This window comes from Ferrovibrio sp. GW821-FHT12B10 (genome assembly GCF_058807515.1).
In genome coordinates, this window is record NZ_JBXAQT010000001.1 from 3,367,958 (window position 1) to 3,383,403 (window position 15,446).

The window sequence follows — 15,446 nt, forward strand, 5'->3', positions numbered from 1 at the left end:
GGGGCAAGGCGTCCAGCTTTGCCTTTCCGGGCGGAACTTGCTACGAAACCCCCGATTTTAGTGATGCAGCAAGCGAGGTTTTGGCATGGCGGCGCGTCGCCCCCTGATCGTCGGCAACTGGAAAATGAACGGCCTGGCCGCCAGCCTGTCCGAGGCGACCGCTTTGGCCGCCAAGGTGAAGGCCCAGGCCCCGCAGGCCGAACTGGGCCTGTGCCCGCCGGCGACCCTGGTCGCCGCACTGAGCCAGACCCTGAAAGGCACCGGCATCAACACGGGCGGGCAGGATTGCCATGCCAAGGCCTCGGGCGCCCATACCGGCGACATCGCGGCTGAGATGCTGAAGGATGCCGGCGCGACCTATGTGCTGGCCGGCCATTCCGAGCGTCGCGCCGATCATGCCGAGAGCGATGCCGTGGTTCGCGCCAAGGCGCAGGCAGGCCATCGCGCCGGGCTGGTGGCGATCGTCTGTGTCGGCGAGACGCTGGCCCAGCGCGACTCAGGTGAAACGCTCAAGGTGGTATCCGCCCAGGTGCGCGCCTCGGTGCCCGATGACGCCACCGCCGCCAACACGGTCGTCGCCTATGAACCCGTCTGGGCCATCGGCACCGGCCGCACGCCGACCGAGGCCCAGGTGGCCGAGGTGCATGCGGCAATCCGCCAGGACCTGAAGGCGCGTTTTGACGATGGTGATGGCTTCCGCATCCTGTATGGCGGCTCGGTGAAGCCTGACAACGCGAAAAGCCTGATGGCCGTGCCCGATGTTGACGGTGCGCTGGTCGGCGGCGCCAGCCTCAAGGCCAACGACTTCTGGCCGATCATCGAAGCCAAGGGCTTCAAGTAATCGCCATGGGCGCGGCGGAGCGGGATAAGGACGGCACTATCGCGGCGCTCAAGAAAGTCGCCGAGATGTTTGCCGTGTCCGTGACGCCGCATCTGCAGGCGCAGATCGACCCGTCTGATCCGAAAGACCCGATTGCCCGCCAGTTCCTGCCGGACGCGGCGGAGCTGGAGATTCATGAGCATGAGCGCGCCGATCCGATCGGCGACGATGCGCATAGCCCGGTGCCGGGCATCGTGCATCGCTATCCCGACCGCGTGCTGCTCAAGCTGGTCAATGTCTGTCCGGTCTATTGCCGCTTCTGCTTCCGCCGCGAGATGGTGGGACCGGGTTCGAAAGGTTTGAGCGGCGACCAGCTCGATGCTGCCATCCAGTATATCGCCGAGCATCCCGCCATCTGGGAGGTGATCCTGACCGGCGGCGATCCGCTGATCGTGTCTCCGCGCCGGCTGAAAGAGGTGATCACCAGGCTGAACGCAATCCCACATCTGGGCGTGATCCGCATTCACTCCCGCGTGCCGGTGGTCGATCCGGCGAAGATCAACGACGCCATGGTTGATGCGCTCAAGGGCAGCGAGAAAGCCGTGTGGCTGCTGCTGCATGCCAACCATGCGCGCGAATTCGTGCCCGAAGCGAAAGCCGCGATCCGGCGGCTGGTCGAGGCCGGCGTGCCGGTGCTGGGGCAGTCGGTGCTGCTCAAGGGCGTGAACGACAGCCCGGCGGCGCTGACCGACCTGTTCAAGACCATGGTCGCCAACCGCATCAAGCCGCATTACCTGCATCACGGCGACCTGGCGCGCGGCACCAGCCATTTCCGTATCAGCCTGGCGGAAGGCCAGCAGCTGATGCGCCGCCTGCGTGGTCATGTCTCGGGGCTGGCGCAGCCGACCTACATCCTCGACATCCCCGGCGGTCACGGCAAAGTACCGGTCGGCCCGGTCTATGCCGAACCGGCTGAAGACGGGGGCTGGACGATCACCGATCCCTGGGGCTGCGCGCATGGGTATGATGACCCGGCGCTGGACTGAGTCGCTGTCTGCGCTGACAGCACAGCTGATTCTTGCCAAGTCCAGCCGGGCCATTTAAGCCGGTGGCATGACCCAGCAGCCCGTTCTCCATGTCGAGATCAATCCCGTCACACCGTTCCAGCAGAACTGTTCGCTGATCTGGTGCCCCGAGACCATGCGCGGCGCGCTGGTCGATGCCGGCGGCGAACCCGAGATGCTGCTGGCGGCGGCGCAGCGCCAGGGCGTGACACTGGAAAAGCTGTTGGTTACCCATGGTCACCTGGATCATGCCGGCGCGGTGATGGACATCGCCGAGCAACTCAAGCTGCCCATCGAGGGGCCGCATGAGGATGACAAGTTCTGGATCGACGGCATGCCGGCGGCGGCACAGCAGTATGGCTTTCCGCCGAGCCGCAGCTTCACGCCGAACCGCTGGCTTCAGCATGGTGACACCGTCAATGTAGGCAACCTGGTGCTGGACGTGATCCACTGCCCCGGCCACACGCCGGGCCATGTGGTATTTTATCATGCGCCATCGAAGGCGGCGCTGGTGGGCGATGTCATCTTCCAGGGTTCCATCGGTCGGACAGATTTCCCGAAGGGCAATCATGCCGACCTGATCCGCTCGATCCGCGAGCGGCTGTTCACGCTGGGTAACGACATCACCTTCGTGCCCGGCCACGGCCCGCTCTCCACCTTCGGGCAGGAGCGGGCGGCGAACCCGTACGTCTCGGATCGTGCGCTGGGGCTAGGCTGACGGCCCGGTGTATTGCACCACCGTCTGATCGATTACGCCGAAGATCGACTGGCCCTTAGAATCCGTCATCTCCATACGGATGCGGTCGCCGAATTTCATGAATGGCGTCTTCGGCTTGCCGTCGGCAATCGTTTCGATCATGCGGATTTCAGCCAGGCAGGAGAAGCCCTTCGAGGCATCCCGGTTCGACACCGTGCCGCTGCCGACGATGCAGCCGGCGCGCAGGCGGCGCGTTTTTGCGGCATGGGCGATCAGATCAGCCAAGCTGAACTGCATGTCAGCGCCGGCCTCGGGCGCGCCGAACTGCTTGCCGTTCAGCGTGCTGACCAGCGGGCGATGCACCTTGTTGTCTTTCCAGTCGGCGCCGAGCTCGTCGGGCGTGACGGCGACCGGGGCGAAGGCGGTGGAGGGCTTGCCATGGAAGAAGCCGAAGCCCTTGGCAAGCTCGCCGGGGATCAGGTTGCGCAAGGAGACGTCGTTCACCAGCATCAGCAGGCGGATATGTTTCGCGGCCTCGGTCGATGACGCACCCATCGGTACGTCGCCGGTGATGGCGGCGACCTCGCCCTCGAAATCGATGCCATAGGCCTCGTCGGCCACTTCGATATCGGCGGTGGGTGGCAGGAAATCGTCCGAGCCGCCCTGATACATCAGTGGGTCATGCAGGAATTCCGGCGGCATCACGGCGTTGCGCGCCTTGCGCACCAGTTCAACGTGATTGAGGTAGGCCGAGCCGTCGCACCACTGATAGGCACGCGGCAGCGGCGAATGCAGTTTCTCGGGGTCATAAGCGATACCCTTGGATTCGCCCTTGTTCAGCGCGTCATAAACGGCTTTCAGCTTGAGCTCCATCGTGCTCCAGCTGTCGAGCGCCATCTGCAAGGTGGGGCAGATCTGATCGACCGGCAGCATGGATTTCAGGTCGCGGCTGACAACGGTGAGGCGGCCGTCGCGGCCATGCCGCAGCGAGGCGAGTTTCATCGCAATAACTCCCTAGACTTGGATTGTTGTTATTCGGCGGCCTGCTTGAACCCGTCCGGATTCCAGGTCGCCACATAGCCTTTGAATTCGACGCTCTCGGCGGCTTGGCCGACATCCAGCGCATCGCGGGTATCGATCATCACCGCAACCTCGTCGGTCTCTTTTTTCGCCGCCTTGGCACCGGCGGCAAAAGCCTTGGGATGCGGGCCATGCGGGAAGCCGCAGGGGTGCAAGCTGATCATGCCGGGATGGATGTTGTCGCGACTGAAGAAGCTGCCCCGGTGATAGAAGATCACTTCGTCATAGTCATCGTTGTTGTGGAAGAACGGCACCTTCAGCGCTTCCGGGTCGCTCTCGATCGGGCGCGGCACGAAGGTGCAGATCACGAAGCGGCTGGCCAGGAAGGTCGTATGGGCGCTGGGCGGCAGGTGATAGCGGTGGCTCATCAGCGGGCGAATGTCGCGCCAGTTCAGCTTGACCACGGTCAGGTCGCCCTTCCAGCCCACCACATCGAGTGGATTGTAGGGGTAGGTAACGGTGGAAAGCTGCTCGCGGCGCTTGATCACCACGCGCCACTGCTTTTTCACCTGTTGTTGCGCCTTGAATGCATCGTCCAGCTTCGGGATCTGCAGCACGGCGGGATCGAAGATCGCATGCGGACCCACGATGCCCTTGTCGGGCAGACGGTAGCTGTCGTTGGTGGCTTCGATCAGCATAATCTTGCTCGGGCTCTTCGGCTCCAGGCGCCACATGGTGCCGCGTGGCAGCATGATGTAGTCGCCTTCGGAATAGGTGAGGTGGCCGAAATCGCAGAACAGCTCGCCTTCGCCGTCATGCACGAACAGCAATTCGTCGCCATCGCCGTTGCGCACCAGATGCTGCATCGGCGCCGTCAGCAACATGTGGCGGTATTTCACATGGGCATTGCTGAGCAGCGTTTTTGCTTTCCAGGGGCAGTCGACGCTATCGGCGAATTTCGCCGTGTCGAAGGCGCGGGGCTTGAGCGGGCCTTCCCAGTCGATCCAGCCGGTCGGCGGGTTCTGGTGATAGAGATGGGCTGCCGGGCCGAAAAAGCCCTCCTTGCCCATCTCGCGCTCATAGGTGCCTTCGGGCAGTGCCACATGGGCCTGTTTCGCGGCTTCGCCCTCGGTGTGGCTCATCGGAATCCAGGTCTTGCCCATGATGTTTCCTCCTAGATTTGGTCTTTTGGGGACTTGGTTTTCTTAATTGGCCTTCAGCACGCCGCGGCGAATCTGGTCGAGCTCGATGGACTCGAACAGCGCCTTGAAGTTGCCTTCGCCGAAGCCGTCGTTGCCCTTGCGCTGGATGATCTCGTAGAAGATCGGCCCGATCACATTGTCAGTGAAGATCTGCAGCAGCAGGCCCTGACCCTTGGTCGGCGCGCCGTCGATCAGGATCTGCAGCTCCTTCAGGCGGGCTACATCCTCGTTATGGCCGGGCAGGCGGTCATTGATCTGGTCGAAATAGGTATCATTCGTCGACTGGAACGGCACATCGCGGCCGCGCAGCGCGCTGACGGTGCTGTAGATGTCGTCGGTGCCCATCGCCACATGCTGGATGCCTTCGCCGTGGTAGGCGTTCAGGTATTCGGCGATCTGCGACTTGTCGTCGGAGCTTTCGTTGATCGGGATGCGGATCTTGCCGCAGGGGCTTGTCATCGCCTTCGACTTGAGGCCGGTCAGCTTGCCCTCGATGTCGAAATACTTGATCTCGCGGAAATTGAAGAGACGCTCGTAGAAACCGGCCCATTCACCCATGCGGCCGCGATGCACGTTATGGGTCAGGTGATCCACGTAGGTCAGGCCGACACCTTTCGGGTTGCGTTCAACACCGGGCAGGGGCACGAAATCGACGTCATAGATGGTGCCGCGCTCGCCATAGCGGTCGACCAGATAGATCAGGCTGTCGCCGATGCCCTTGATGGCGGGGATGTTCAGTTCCATCGGGCCGGCATGGGCCTCGACGCCCCAGGCGCCAAGCTCGACAGCGCGCTTGTAGGCCTTGGGCGCATCCTTGACGCGGAAGGCCATGGCGCAGATGGAGGGGCCATGGATGCGGGCGAAGCTCTGGGCGAAGCTCGACGGCTCGGCATTCAAGATGAAGTTGACGTCGCCCTGGCGATAGAGGGTCACGTTCTTGGACCGGTGCTTCGCCACGGCCTGGAAGCCCATGCGCTCGAATAGGGCAGCCAGCTTCTCGGGTTCAGGAGCGGCATATTCGATGAATTCGAAGCCGTCGGTGTTCATCGGGTTGTCGAAGAGGTCGGCCATGGGCTAACTCCCAAAGTCTGAATTGCGGTTGGCCCTGACATTAGTTACAATTGAAACTAAATTCAAGGTCAGAGACCCCAAAAGAGATCCTGGACCGATGCCCAAATCGCCGCTCGCGCTGGAACGTTTTCTGCCCTACCGGCTCTCGGTGGTGACCAACCGCATCAGCGGGGCGCTGTCGCGCCATTACGCTGCACGATTCGGCATCAGCATCCCCGAGTGGCGCGTGGTGGCGAACCTTGGCCGTTATCCGGGCCTGACCGCCAATGACGTGGTCGAACGCTCGGCCATGGACAAGGTGACGGTCAGCCGGGCGGTGTCGGCGCTGGAGGAGAAGGGCCTGCTGGAGCGCGTGCGCGACGACGGCGACAAGCGCAAGTCGCGGCTGACGCTGTCGGCGAAGGGGGCGCAGGTCTATGCCGAGATCGCACCGCTGGCGCTGGGCTTCGAACGCGATCTGCTGACCGCGCTGACGGCCGACGAGACAGCGCAGCTTGACCGCATCATCGACAAGCTGAACGCCAAGATGGACAAGGTGGACGAAGCAGGTTGAGCCGGCTTCCCCGGCTTTGAGCGCCTATTCCGATTCGGCCGGGGGCGCGACCTGCTTTTGCTGCTGGGCCGCGACCTTGGCTTCGAAGTTCTTCTTGCCGCGACGGTGCACGAAGAACAGCACGATGCCGACAGTGGCAAAGATGCCCAGCATGATCAGGCCGAAATCCTTGGCGATGTTGCCGAGCACGGCCTCGAAGGCCACACCCAGCAGATAGCCGGCCCAGGTGAAGGCATTGGCCCACAGGCCGGCGGCGATGAAGTTCAGCGCGGCAAAACGCGGCCAGCTGATCATGCTCATGCCCATCGCCAGCGAGGAGAAGTTACGCACGCCGTAAATGAAGCGGAAGCTCAGGATGAAGCCGATGTGATACTTGTGCAGCATATCGAGGGCGACGTTGACGCCGCCCTGCAGCTTGGGAAAACGCTTGAGCAGGCGATGGCCGTATTTGCGGCCGACCCAGAAATAGAGCTGGTCGCCGGAGAAGCTGCCGAGCCAGGCGGCTGCGATCAGCCAGTAGACATGCAGCAGGCCCTGACTGGAGGCCGCGCCCGCGAAGATCACGAATGTCTCGCCTTCCAGGAAGGTCCAGACAAAGGTGATGACGTAGAACCACTCGCGATACTGTTCGATCAGATGGTAGATGTCGATTTCGGGCACGGTTGCTCAGCCTCGCACGGTCAGATCAGGCCGGCGAGCGGCGAAGAGGGATCGGCATAGAGTTTCTTTGGCATGCGGCCGGCCTGATAGGCCAGGCGGCCTGCCTCGATGGCCAGCTTCATGGCACGGGCCATGCGGATGGGATCCTTCGCCTCGGCAATCGCAGTGTTCATCAGCACGCCGTCGCAGCCCAGCTCCATGGCAATCGCGGCATCCGAGGCCGTGCCGACGCCGGCATCGACCAGCACGGGGACCTTGGCGTTCTCGATGATGACGCGGATGTTGACCGGGTTCTGCACGCCAAGGCCGGAGCCGATGGGCGCGGCGAGCGGCATGATGGCACAGGCGCCGAGGTCTTCCAGTTTCTTGGCCGCGATCGGATCGTCGGCGCAGTAGACCATGACGTCGAAGCCGTCCTTGACCAGAAGTTTCGTCGCTTCCAGCGTGGCTTCCATGTCGGGATAGAGCGTCTTCTTGTCGCCCAGCACTTCGAGCTTCACCAGTTTCCAGTCGCCGGCCTCGCGCGCCAGACGCAGCGTGCGAACGGCGTCGTCAGCGGTGAAGCAGCCGGCGGTGTTGGGCAGATAGGTGTATTTCTTCGGGTCGACGTAATCGACCAGCATCGGCTGGTTGCGGTCGGTGATGTTGACGCGACGCACCGCGACGGTGACGATCTCGGCGCCGGACGCCTCGATGGCCAGCCTGGTCTCTTCGAAATCCTTGTACTTGCCGGTGCCGACCAGCAGCCGCGAGCGGAAACGGCGGCCCGCCACTTCGAAATAATCGTCTGCACCCAGCGGGGCGTTGCCGCCACCGATGAAATGCACGATCTCGATCTTGTCGCCGTCGGTCAGGGAGGTGGCGCCATAGGCCGAGCGTGGCACGATCTCGCGGTTCAGCTCGATGGCGATCTTGCGGCCGTCCAGCTCCAGCGTCGATAGCAGGTCCGCCACCGTCGCCGCAGCGGTCATATCGCGAAGTTCGCCGTTGATCGTCAGACGCATCTCGAGGCTACCCTGCCGCCCGGTCCGGCCGGATTGCGGCCGGCGGACATCCTGTATTCGTTATTCGTTGCCACCCTTGGCCTACCGGACAGATGGGGACCGGAGGGCGCGCCGACAATAGAGCGGGGGCTGACGGGGCGGCAACCCTTACGAAGACCCCGAAAATCCCGACAAGGCTTTGTAACATAAGAAGACTGCGGTAGAATCCCTGTCCTCAGGGAGGGGTATATGCTTCTGTATGGGTATTTCCGGTCCTCGGCCGCCTATCGGGTCCGGATCGCACTGAATCTGAAGGGCCTGACCTACGACCAGACCTTTGTGCATCTCGCCAAGCTGGAGCAGCTCTCCGAAGCCTTTGCCGTCATCAATCCGCAGAAACTGCTGCCTGTCCTGGTCGGCGACGACGGCACCCTGATGACCCAGTCGCTGGCGATCATGGAGTATCTCGAAGAAATCCAGCCTGAACCGCGGCTGCTGCCCAAGGATCCGGCTGGCCGGGCGCGCGTGCGGGCGCTGGCGCTGGCGATTGCCTGCGAGATTCATCCTCTCAACAACCCCCGCGTGCTGCGCTACCTGACCGGCAAGCTGGGCGTGAGCGAAGAGCAGAAAGACGCCTGGTACCGGCACTGGGTGGAAGAGGGCCTGCAGGCCGTGGAAAAGCTGCTGACCGGCAGCTCGGCCACCGGCCGCTTCTGCCATGGCGACACCCCGACCATGGCCGATATCTGTCTGGTGCCGCAGGTGGCCAACGGCCGCCGCTTCAAATGCGATTTCTCCGGCTGCCCGACGGTCATGCGTATCGAAGCCGAATGCCAGACGCTGGAGGCCTTTGCGAAAGCGTCGCCGGGCCAGCAGCCGGATGCTGAATAGCCATATGCGGCAAGGCCTGCGACAGATCAGCCGGCTGATCAGCCGCCCCACCGGAGGGGTGGTCGCGGCGCTGATCTTTATGCTGGGTCTTGCCGCGCCGATCATGGCCCAGCCGCAGCAGACCCTGCTGCGCATCGGCACCGGCGGACAGAGCGGCACGTATTTTCCGATCGGCAGCCTGATCGCCAGCGCCACGAGCGACATGCAGGCCGGCCCTGATTGCGCCGCGCCGGATATCAGGGATGGCCGCTGCGGCGTGCCGGGCCTGGTGGCCGTGGCGCAGATATCCAATGGCTCGGTAGCCAATGCGGCGGCGCTGCAGGCCGGCCAGAACGAGATGGCGCTGGTGCAGGCCGATGTCGCCACCTGGGCTTATGAGTCCAGGGAGGTCTATGCCGGTCGGTCGCCGCATGATCGCCTGCGCTTTGTGGCGCATCTCTATCCAGAAGCCATGCATGTGGTGGTGCGCAAGCAAGCAGGCATCAGCCGCATTGGCGACCTGCGCGGCCGCACTGTGGCGCTGGATGAGCCGGGCTCGGGTTCGCTGATCCATGTGCGCAACCTGCTGTCGGCCTACAATCTGGCCGAGACGGATCTGCGCGCGCTCTATGTGAAGCCCGACCTGGCCGTGCCGCGCATGCAGGCTGGCCACCTGGATGCCTTCTTCATCGTGGTGGGCTGGCCAGTGAAGATCGTGGCCGATGCACTGGCCGCCGAGAATGCCACGCTGCTGCCGCTTGATCCCAATCAGGTGCGCGGCGTGATGCAGCGCAACCCCTTCCTCAGCTTTGGCAGCATTCCGGCCGGTGTTTATGCCGGGCAGCCGGAGATCCCGACCCTGATGGTGGGTGCGCAGTTGATCGCGCGCGCCGATTTGCCCGACGATCTGGTCTACGCTTTCCTGGAAGCGATGTGGAGCGAGCGCGGCCAGAGGATTCTCAGGGCCGGCCATCCACGTGGCGTCGACATCGATTTCAAGGCTGCGCTCACCGGCCGCAGCATTCCCATGCACCCGGCAGCCGAGCGGTTCTACCGCGCGCGCGGCCTTCTGGCGGGTTGATCGATGGGATTTGTGTTCGGCCGGCGCCATACCATGGTCGTCATTGTTCTGATCGTGGTTGGCGTTCTTGGCAGCGCCTTCTACGTTCAGAACACGCTGACCACGGTGGCGCGCGACCTGCCGGTGACCCTGTTGGAGCAGGAGCGCGACGCGGAATCGATGATCCGTGAAATCGGCAATCTTGCCTGGGCTATCGAAGCCTGGCGTCAGGATCCGGAAGATGTCGCACGCCGGCGTGTCGCCATCTATCTGCTGTCATCCCGCGCCCGCGCCGACCTGCTGCGCGCCAACTACAATCTCGACAATATGGTGGGGGCGGCCGGCATGTATGCCGTCGCCAATCCGGCGCTGCAGGATCTCGCGCGCTGGTATGAGGATGGCATTCCGGGCCAGCCGGCCGGATCGCCGGCGGTGATCATGCTGATGCAGTCGCGCGCCCGCGAGGCCGAGAACCGACTGATCTCGCTGCTGGAGCAGTCGCGCAACACCGCGCGCGAGATGCTTACGAGCCAGGAGCGCCGGCTCGACCGTTTCGCCGATGCCGTCGGCGTGCTGACCGGCATTGCCGTGGTGCTGGTGATCGGCCTGGTGCTGCTGCTGTTCCGCGAGCGGCGCGTGGTGGAACTGAAGGAACAGGCCGAGCTGTCGGCGCTGTCGGCAAAGCGCGCCGCCGAAGAGGCCAACCGAGCCAAGTCGGAATTCCTGGCCAACATGAGCCATGAGTTGCGCACGCCGCTGAATGCCATCATCGGTTTCTCGTCGATCATCCGCAACGAAATGCTGGGTCAGGTGAATGTGCCGCGGTATCGCGAATATGCGGGCGACATTCATGCCAGCGGCGAGCATCTGCTGGCTATCATCAACGACATTCTCGACCTGTCGAAGGTGGAGGCTGGAAAATACGAATTGGCCGAAGAGGATTTCGACGCCGACGAGATCATGGTTGCCGCCGCGCGCCTGGTGCGCGAGAAGATTGAGCGTGCGCATGTCCAGCTCAAGGTCGAGCCTCCGCAGGGGCTGGTGCAGCTACATGCCGATCGCCGGGCGCTGCTGCAGGTGCTGATCAACCTGCTGGCCAATGCGGTCAAGTTCACCGAAGAAGGGTTGATCACATTGTCGGCCGAGATGACGGAGGGCGGGGGCTTTGCCTATATCGTCACCGATACCGGCATCGGCATGACCCCAGCCCAGATCAAGATCGCCATGCAGCCCTTCAGCCAGATTCAGAATGCGCTGACCCGGGCGCAGTCCGGCACCGGCCTGGGCCTGCCGCTGAGCGAACGCATGGTGCGGCTGCATGAGGGCTGGCTGGAAATCCAGAGCACTCCAGGCAGCGGAACCAAGGTCAGCGTGCATCTGCCGCCCTTCCGCGTCGTGGACGGCTTTCAGGCCAATACGAAGGACTGACCGGCCTTCAGCCGCCGAGCGCCGTTATGGCTGCCGGCAGGTCCGAGAAATGATCGATCAGGCGATCGCCGCCCAGGTCGGCTGGCGGGATGCGGGTATAGCCGAAGCTGACGACCACGCAGGGCAGGCCGGCGGCTTTGGCGGCATTCACGTCATTGGCCGAATCGCCGACCATTGCGGACCAGCCGAATCCTTCACCCAGCTTATCAAGAGTGCCGTGGATATGGCCGGGATCGGGTTTGCGCACCAGCAGGCTGTCGCCACCAACAATGGCACCGAAGAAGCTGGTCAGGCCGAGCTGGTCGAGCAGGTTGCGGCTTAAGGCTTCGGGCTTGTTGGTGCAGACGGCCAGCGCATAGCCCTGTTCGGCCAACTGGGCCAGGCAGGTGGTGACGCCGGGAAATGGCCGACTCGTATCGGCCAGATGGCGCCCATAATAGATCATGAAATCCTTGAATGCCGTTTCAAAGGCATCCGGCGTCGGCATGCCACCGGTCGCCTTGAAACCCTTCTCCAGCATGGCGCGGGCGCCGTCGCCGACCATATTGCGCACGTCATCCAGCCCGATCATCGGCCGGCCGGTGCGATCAAGAGCATAATCGGTGGCGGCAGCGAGGTCCGGCGCGGTGTCCACCAGCGTGCCGTCGAGATCGAAAAGGATGGCTTTACGGGTCATGAAAGGGCTGCGGTTCGACGTTACAATTGGTAAAACCTTGAAACAGACCGAAATTGGAATTCATTTCCGGTTTTTAATCTGGCTGTGAGACAGTCCGCGACGCAAAAAGCGGGGCGAATCACAGCCCTTTTTATACGGAACGCGAGCATGGCGAAACAGGCCGTTGCCGTGGTTGTGCTGGCCGCAGGCCAGGGCACCCGGATGAAGTCGAAACTGCCCAAGGTGCTGCATGCCGTGGCCGGGCAGCCGATGCTGCTGCATGTGCTGGATGCCGCCGCCAGCCTGACGCCGGATCACGTGGTGGTGGTGATTGGCAAGGGGCAGGATGCCGTGGCCCAGGCTGTTGCCCCCGCGACCGTGGCCGTGCAGGACCCGCCGCGCGGCACCGGCGATGCCGTCATCGCGGCGCAGCCGGCACTGCAGGGCTTTGAAGGCGATGTCATCGTGATCTTCGGCGACACGCCCCTGCTGACGCCGGCGCTGTTGCAGGCCCTGCTGGCCGCGCGTCGCAGCAAGGATAACCACGCCGCTGTCATCGTCGGCTTTCGTCCGGACGACGCGGCCGCCTATGGCCGCCTGATCGTCAACGGCAAGGGTGGGCTGGAAAAGATCGTCGAGTTCAAGAATGCGAGCGCGGCCGAGAAAGCCGTCACGCTATGCAATGCCGGCCTGATGGCGCTGGATGGCGAGCGCCTTCCGGCACTGCTGTCGCGGCTGAGCGACAAGAACGCCCAAGGCGAATTCCTGCTGACCGACGTGGTCGAACATGCCAATGCGGCGGGCTGGACTTGCGGCGTGGTCGAAGCAGATCCTGTCGAGGTGATGGGCATTAATAACCGTGCCGAGCTGAGCGTCGCCGAAGCCGCCATGCAGCAGCGCCTGCGTGCGAAGGCGATGGCCGAAGGCGTCACCATGACCGCACCCGAAACGGTGTTCCTGCGCAGCGACACCGTGCTGGGCCGTGATGTGGTGATCGAGCCTTACGTGGTCTTCGGCCCCAAGGTCAGCGTGGGCGACGACGTGATCATCCGCAGCCACAGCCATATCGAGGGCGCCAGCATCGCGCGTGGCGCCACCATCGGCCCGTTTGCGCGTCTGCGTCCGGGTGCGAAGATTGCCGAGGATGCCCATATCGGCAATTTCGTCGAGATCAAGAATGCCAGCATCGAGGCCGGCGCCAAGGTCAATCACCTGACCTATATCGGCGATGCCCGTGTGGGCGCTAAAGCCAATATCGGCGCGGGCACCATCACTTGCAATTACGACGGTTTCTTCAAGTCGCATACCGATATCGGCGCGGGCGCTTTCATCGGCTCGAATTCGGCGCTGGTGGCGCCGGTGAAGATCGGCGACGGCGCGATCATTGCCGCCGGTAGCGTGATCACCAAGGACGTGCCGGCCGATGCGCTGAGCATCGCGCGCGGCAAGCAGGAAGACAAACCGGGTCTGGCGGCGAAATTCCGCGCCGCCAAGTCTGCCCTGAAGAACAGGAAGTAGGAGTTTCGTCATGTGCGGTATCGTTGGAGTCGTAGGCACGCGCAACGTTGTGCCGCTTCTGATCGATGGCCTGAAGCGGCTGGAATATCGCGGCTATGATTCATCGGGCATCGCCACGCTGGTAAAGGATGGCGCCATCGAGCGCCGCCGCGCCGAAGGCAAGATCGCCAAGCTGGAAGATCGCCTGAACCAGCAGCCGCTGCAGGGCTTCATCGGCATTGCCCATACCCGCTGGGCCACTCATGGAGCGCCGAACGAGGCCAATGCTCATCCGCATGCGACCAGCCGCGTCGCCATGGTTCATAACGGCATCATCGAGAATTACCGTGAGCTGGCCGAGGAGTTGATCGCCAAAGGACATGCCTTCACGAGTCAGACAGACACGGAAGTGGCGCTGCACCTGATCGACCAGTATCTGTCCGAGGGCAAGGAACCGGTGGCTGCCGTGCAGGCGGCGCTGGCGCGCCTTCGCGGCGCCTTCGCGCTCGGTATTTTGTTCAATGGCAAGGAAGACCTGCTGATCGGCGCCCGCCGTGGCGCGCCATTGGCTGTCGGTTTCGGCAGCGGTGAGATGTATCTGGGCTCCGATGCCCTGGCGTTGGCCCCGCTCACCGACAAGATCGCCTATCTGGAAGAAGGCGACAGCGTGGTGCTGACACGCTCCGGTGCCACCTTCTACGATGCCGACAACAAGAAGGTCGAACGTGTGGTGAAGCCGACCGCGATCAGCGGCGCCATGATCGGCAAGGGTAATTACCGCCACTACATGCAGAAGGAAATCTACGAGCAGCCGGCGGTGATGGGCGACACCATCAATACGGTCGTCAGCCCGACCGACCGCCTGGTGCATCTGCCCGATCTGGGTGTCGACCTTGCCAAGATCACCCGCATTACCATCGTTGCCTGCGGCACGTCATATTATTCGGGCCTGGTGGCGAAATACTGGCTTGAGCGCTATGCCAAGGTGGGCGTCGAAGTCGATGTGGCGTCCGAGTTCCGCTATCGCGAGGCGCCGGTCGACAAGAACGGCCTGGCGATCTTCATCTCGCAGTCGGGCGAGACCGCGGATACGCTGGCCGCCTTGCGCTACGTGAAGCAGAATGGCGGCCGCACCCTGGTGATCGTCAATGTGCCGGAAAGCAGCATGGCGCGCGAAGCTGATGGCGTGCTGCAGACCAAAGCGGGGCCGGAAATCGGCGTGGCCTCCACCAAGGCCTTCACCTGTCAGCTGGTCACGCTGGCCGCCTTCAGCCTTGCCGTGGCGCAGGCCCGCAACGCGCTGGGCAAGGCCGACGCCGACCGCATGATGGCGGCACTGATGGAAGTGCCGGCCCGTGCCGCCGAGGTGCTCAACCACGACGATGCCCTGCAGGCGTTGGCCGAGAAGATCATGGATGCCCGTGACGTGCTCTATATCGGTCGCGGCGCCTGCTATCCGCTGGCCATGGAAGGCGCGCTTAAATTAAAGGAAATCTCTTACATCCACGCCGAGGGCTATGCCGCCGGCGAGCTGAAGCATGGCCCGATCGCCCTGATCGACGAAGTCGTGCCGGTGATTGTGATCGCGCCCAGCGACAGCCTGTTTGAAAAGACCATATCGAATATGCAGGAAGTGATGGCGCGCGGCGGCAAGGTCATCTTCATGTCGGACAAGAAGGGCTTCACCCATATCGACGACCGCACCTTCGCCACCGTCGAATTGCCCGAGGTCGATCCTTTCGTCGCTCCGATCCTCTATGCCATCCCGGTCCAGTTGCTGGCCTATCACGTCGCCGTGCTGAAGGGTACCGATGTGGACCAGCCGCGCAACCTCGCCAAATCCGTCACAGTCGAGTAAAGAAGAGT

At 63.2% G+C, this 15,446-nt stretch carries 15 protein-coding genes; 9 read left to right on the top strand and 6 right to left on the bottom strand.

Annotation, left to right across the window (positions count from 1 at the left end; genetic code table 11):
* Positions 1–85 precede the first annotated feature (85 nt).
* The 3 genes from tpiA (at position 86) to AC1RRT_RS16800 (ending at position 2,602) form a co-directional block, all read left to right on the top strand.
* Entirely contained in the window at positions 86–841 is a 756-nt protein-coding gene (tpiA, locus tag AC1RRT_RS16790) for a triose-phosphate isomerase (protein WP_493014956.1), read from the top strand.
* Positions 842–846: 5 nt separating this feature from the next.
* Positions 847–1,866: a lysine-2,3-aminomutase-like protein gene (locus tag AC1RRT_RS16795; RefSeq protein WP_493014957.1), complete on the top strand. Its 1,020-nt coding sequence runs from the start codon at positions 847–849 to the stop codon at positions 1,864–1,866.
* A gap of 67 nt (positions 1,867–1,933) precedes the next feature.
* On the top strand, positions 1,934–2,602 hold the full coding sequence (locus tag AC1RRT_RS16800) for an MBL fold metallo-hydrolase (protein ID WP_493014958.1): 669 nt from the start codon (positions 1,934–1,936) through the stop codon (positions 2,600–2,602).
* Here the strand turns inward: AC1RRT_RS16800 and AC1RRT_RS16805 are convergent.
* Genes AC1RRT_RS16805 through hppD form a run of 3 tightly spaced genes read right to left on the bottom strand, consistent with a single transcriptional unit; the run spans position 2,594 to position 5,874 of the window.
* Positions 2,594–3,583, bottom strand: a complete 990-nt coding sequence (locus AC1RRT_RS16805) for a fumarylacetoacetate hydrolase family protein (protein WP_493014959.1) — start codon at positions 3,581–3,583, stop codon at positions 2,594–2,596. The two genes, AC1RRT_RS16800 and AC1RRT_RS16805, sit on opposite strands and share 9 nt — an antisense overlap.
* A gap of 29 nt (positions 3,584–3,612) precedes the next feature.
* Positions 3,613–4,764: a homogentisate 1,2-dioxygenase gene (locus AC1RRT_RS16810; protein ID WP_493014960.1), complete on the bottom strand. Its 1,152-nt coding sequence runs from the start codon at positions 4,762–4,764 to the stop codon at positions 3,613–3,615.
* Between the two features lie 42 nt (positions 4,765–4,806).
* Positions 4,807–5,874, bottom strand: a complete 1,068-nt coding sequence (gene hppD / locus AC1RRT_RS16815) for a 4-hydroxyphenylpyruvate dioxygenase (RefSeq protein WP_493014961.1) — start codon at positions 5,872–5,874, stop codon at positions 4,807–4,809.
* Between the two features lie 97 nt (positions 5,875–5,971).
* Between hppD and AC1RRT_RS16820 the strand changes: the two genes are divergently transcribed.
* Positions 5,972–6,427 carry a MarR family winged helix-turn-helix transcriptional regulator gene (locus AC1RRT_RS16820; RefSeq protein WP_493014962.1) on the top strand — a complete coding sequence of 152 codons (456 nt, stop codon included), beginning with the start codon at positions 5,972–5,974 and terminating at the stop codon, positions 6,425–6,427.
* Positions 6,428–6,451: 24 nt separating this feature from the next.
* Here AC1RRT_RS16820 and AC1RRT_RS16825 read toward each other — a convergent pair whose 3' ends face one another.
* A complete protein-coding gene (locus AC1RRT_RS16825) occupies positions 6,452–7,087 on the bottom strand; it encodes a DedA family protein (RefSeq protein ID WP_493014963.1) in 636 nt (211 codons plus the stop codon).
* A gap of 20 nt (positions 7,088–7,107) precedes the next feature.
* Positions 7,108–8,091 carry a sulfur carrier protein ThiS gene (thiS, locus tag AC1RRT_RS16830; RefSeq protein WP_493014964.1) on the bottom strand — a complete coding sequence of 328 codons (984 nt, stop codon included), beginning with the start codon at positions 8,089–8,091 and terminating at the stop codon, positions 7,108–7,110.
* A gap of 228 nt (positions 8,092–8,319) precedes the next feature.
* On the opposite strand from thiS, the gene maiA reads away from it, so the two are divergent.
* The 3 genes from maiA to AC1RRT_RS16845 are packed head-to-tail and all read left to right on the top strand — an operon-like array spanning position 8,320 to position 11,428.
* Positions 8,320–8,961, top strand: a complete 642-nt coding sequence (gene maiA / locus AC1RRT_RS16835; RefSeq protein ID WP_493014965.1) for a maleylacetoacetate isomerase — start codon at positions 8,320–8,322, stop codon at positions 8,959–8,961.
* Positions 8,951–10,021, top strand: coding sequence for a TAXI family TRAP transporter solute-binding subunit (locus tag AC1RRT_RS16840; protein WP_493014966.1), 1,071 nt, complete (start codon positions 8,951–8,953; stop codon positions 10,019–10,021). The genes maiA and AC1RRT_RS16840 overlap by 11 nt, the downstream gene beginning before the upstream one ends.
* Positions 10,022–10,054: 33 nt before the next feature.
* Positions 10,055–11,428, top strand: coding sequence for a sensor histidine kinase (locus tag AC1RRT_RS16845; protein WP_493014967.1), 1,374 nt, complete (start codon positions 10,055–10,057; stop codon positions 11,426–11,428).
* Positions 11,429–11,435: 7 nt separating this feature from the next.
* Here the strand turns inward: AC1RRT_RS16845 and gph are convergent, their stop codons facing one another.
* Entirely contained in the window at positions 11,436–12,104 is a 669-nt protein-coding gene (gene gph / locus AC1RRT_RS16850) for a phosphoglycolate phosphatase (RefSeq protein ID WP_493014968.1), read from the bottom strand.
* A 147-nt stretch (positions 12,105–12,251) separates the two neighbouring features.
* Between gph and glmU the strand changes: the two genes are divergently transcribed.
* Both glmU and glmS read left to right on the top strand, forming a co-directional pair.
* Positions 12,252–13,601 (top strand): bifunctional UDP-N-acetylglucosamine diphosphorylase/glucosamine-1-phosphate N-acetyltransferase GlmU, encoded by a 1,350-nt coding sequence (gene glmU, locus AC1RRT_RS16855; RefSeq protein WP_493014969.1) that lies wholly within the window; start codon positions 12,252–12,254, stop codon positions 13,599–13,601.
* 10 nt (positions 13,602–13,611) lie between these two features.
* Positions 13,612–15,438: a glutamine--fructose-6-phosphate transaminase (isomerizing) gene (glmS, locus tag AC1RRT_RS16860; RefSeq protein WP_493014970.1), complete on the top strand. Its 1,827-nt coding sequence runs from the start codon at positions 13,612–13,614 to the stop codon at positions 15,436–15,438.
* Positions 15,439–15,446 lie beyond the last annotated feature (8 nt).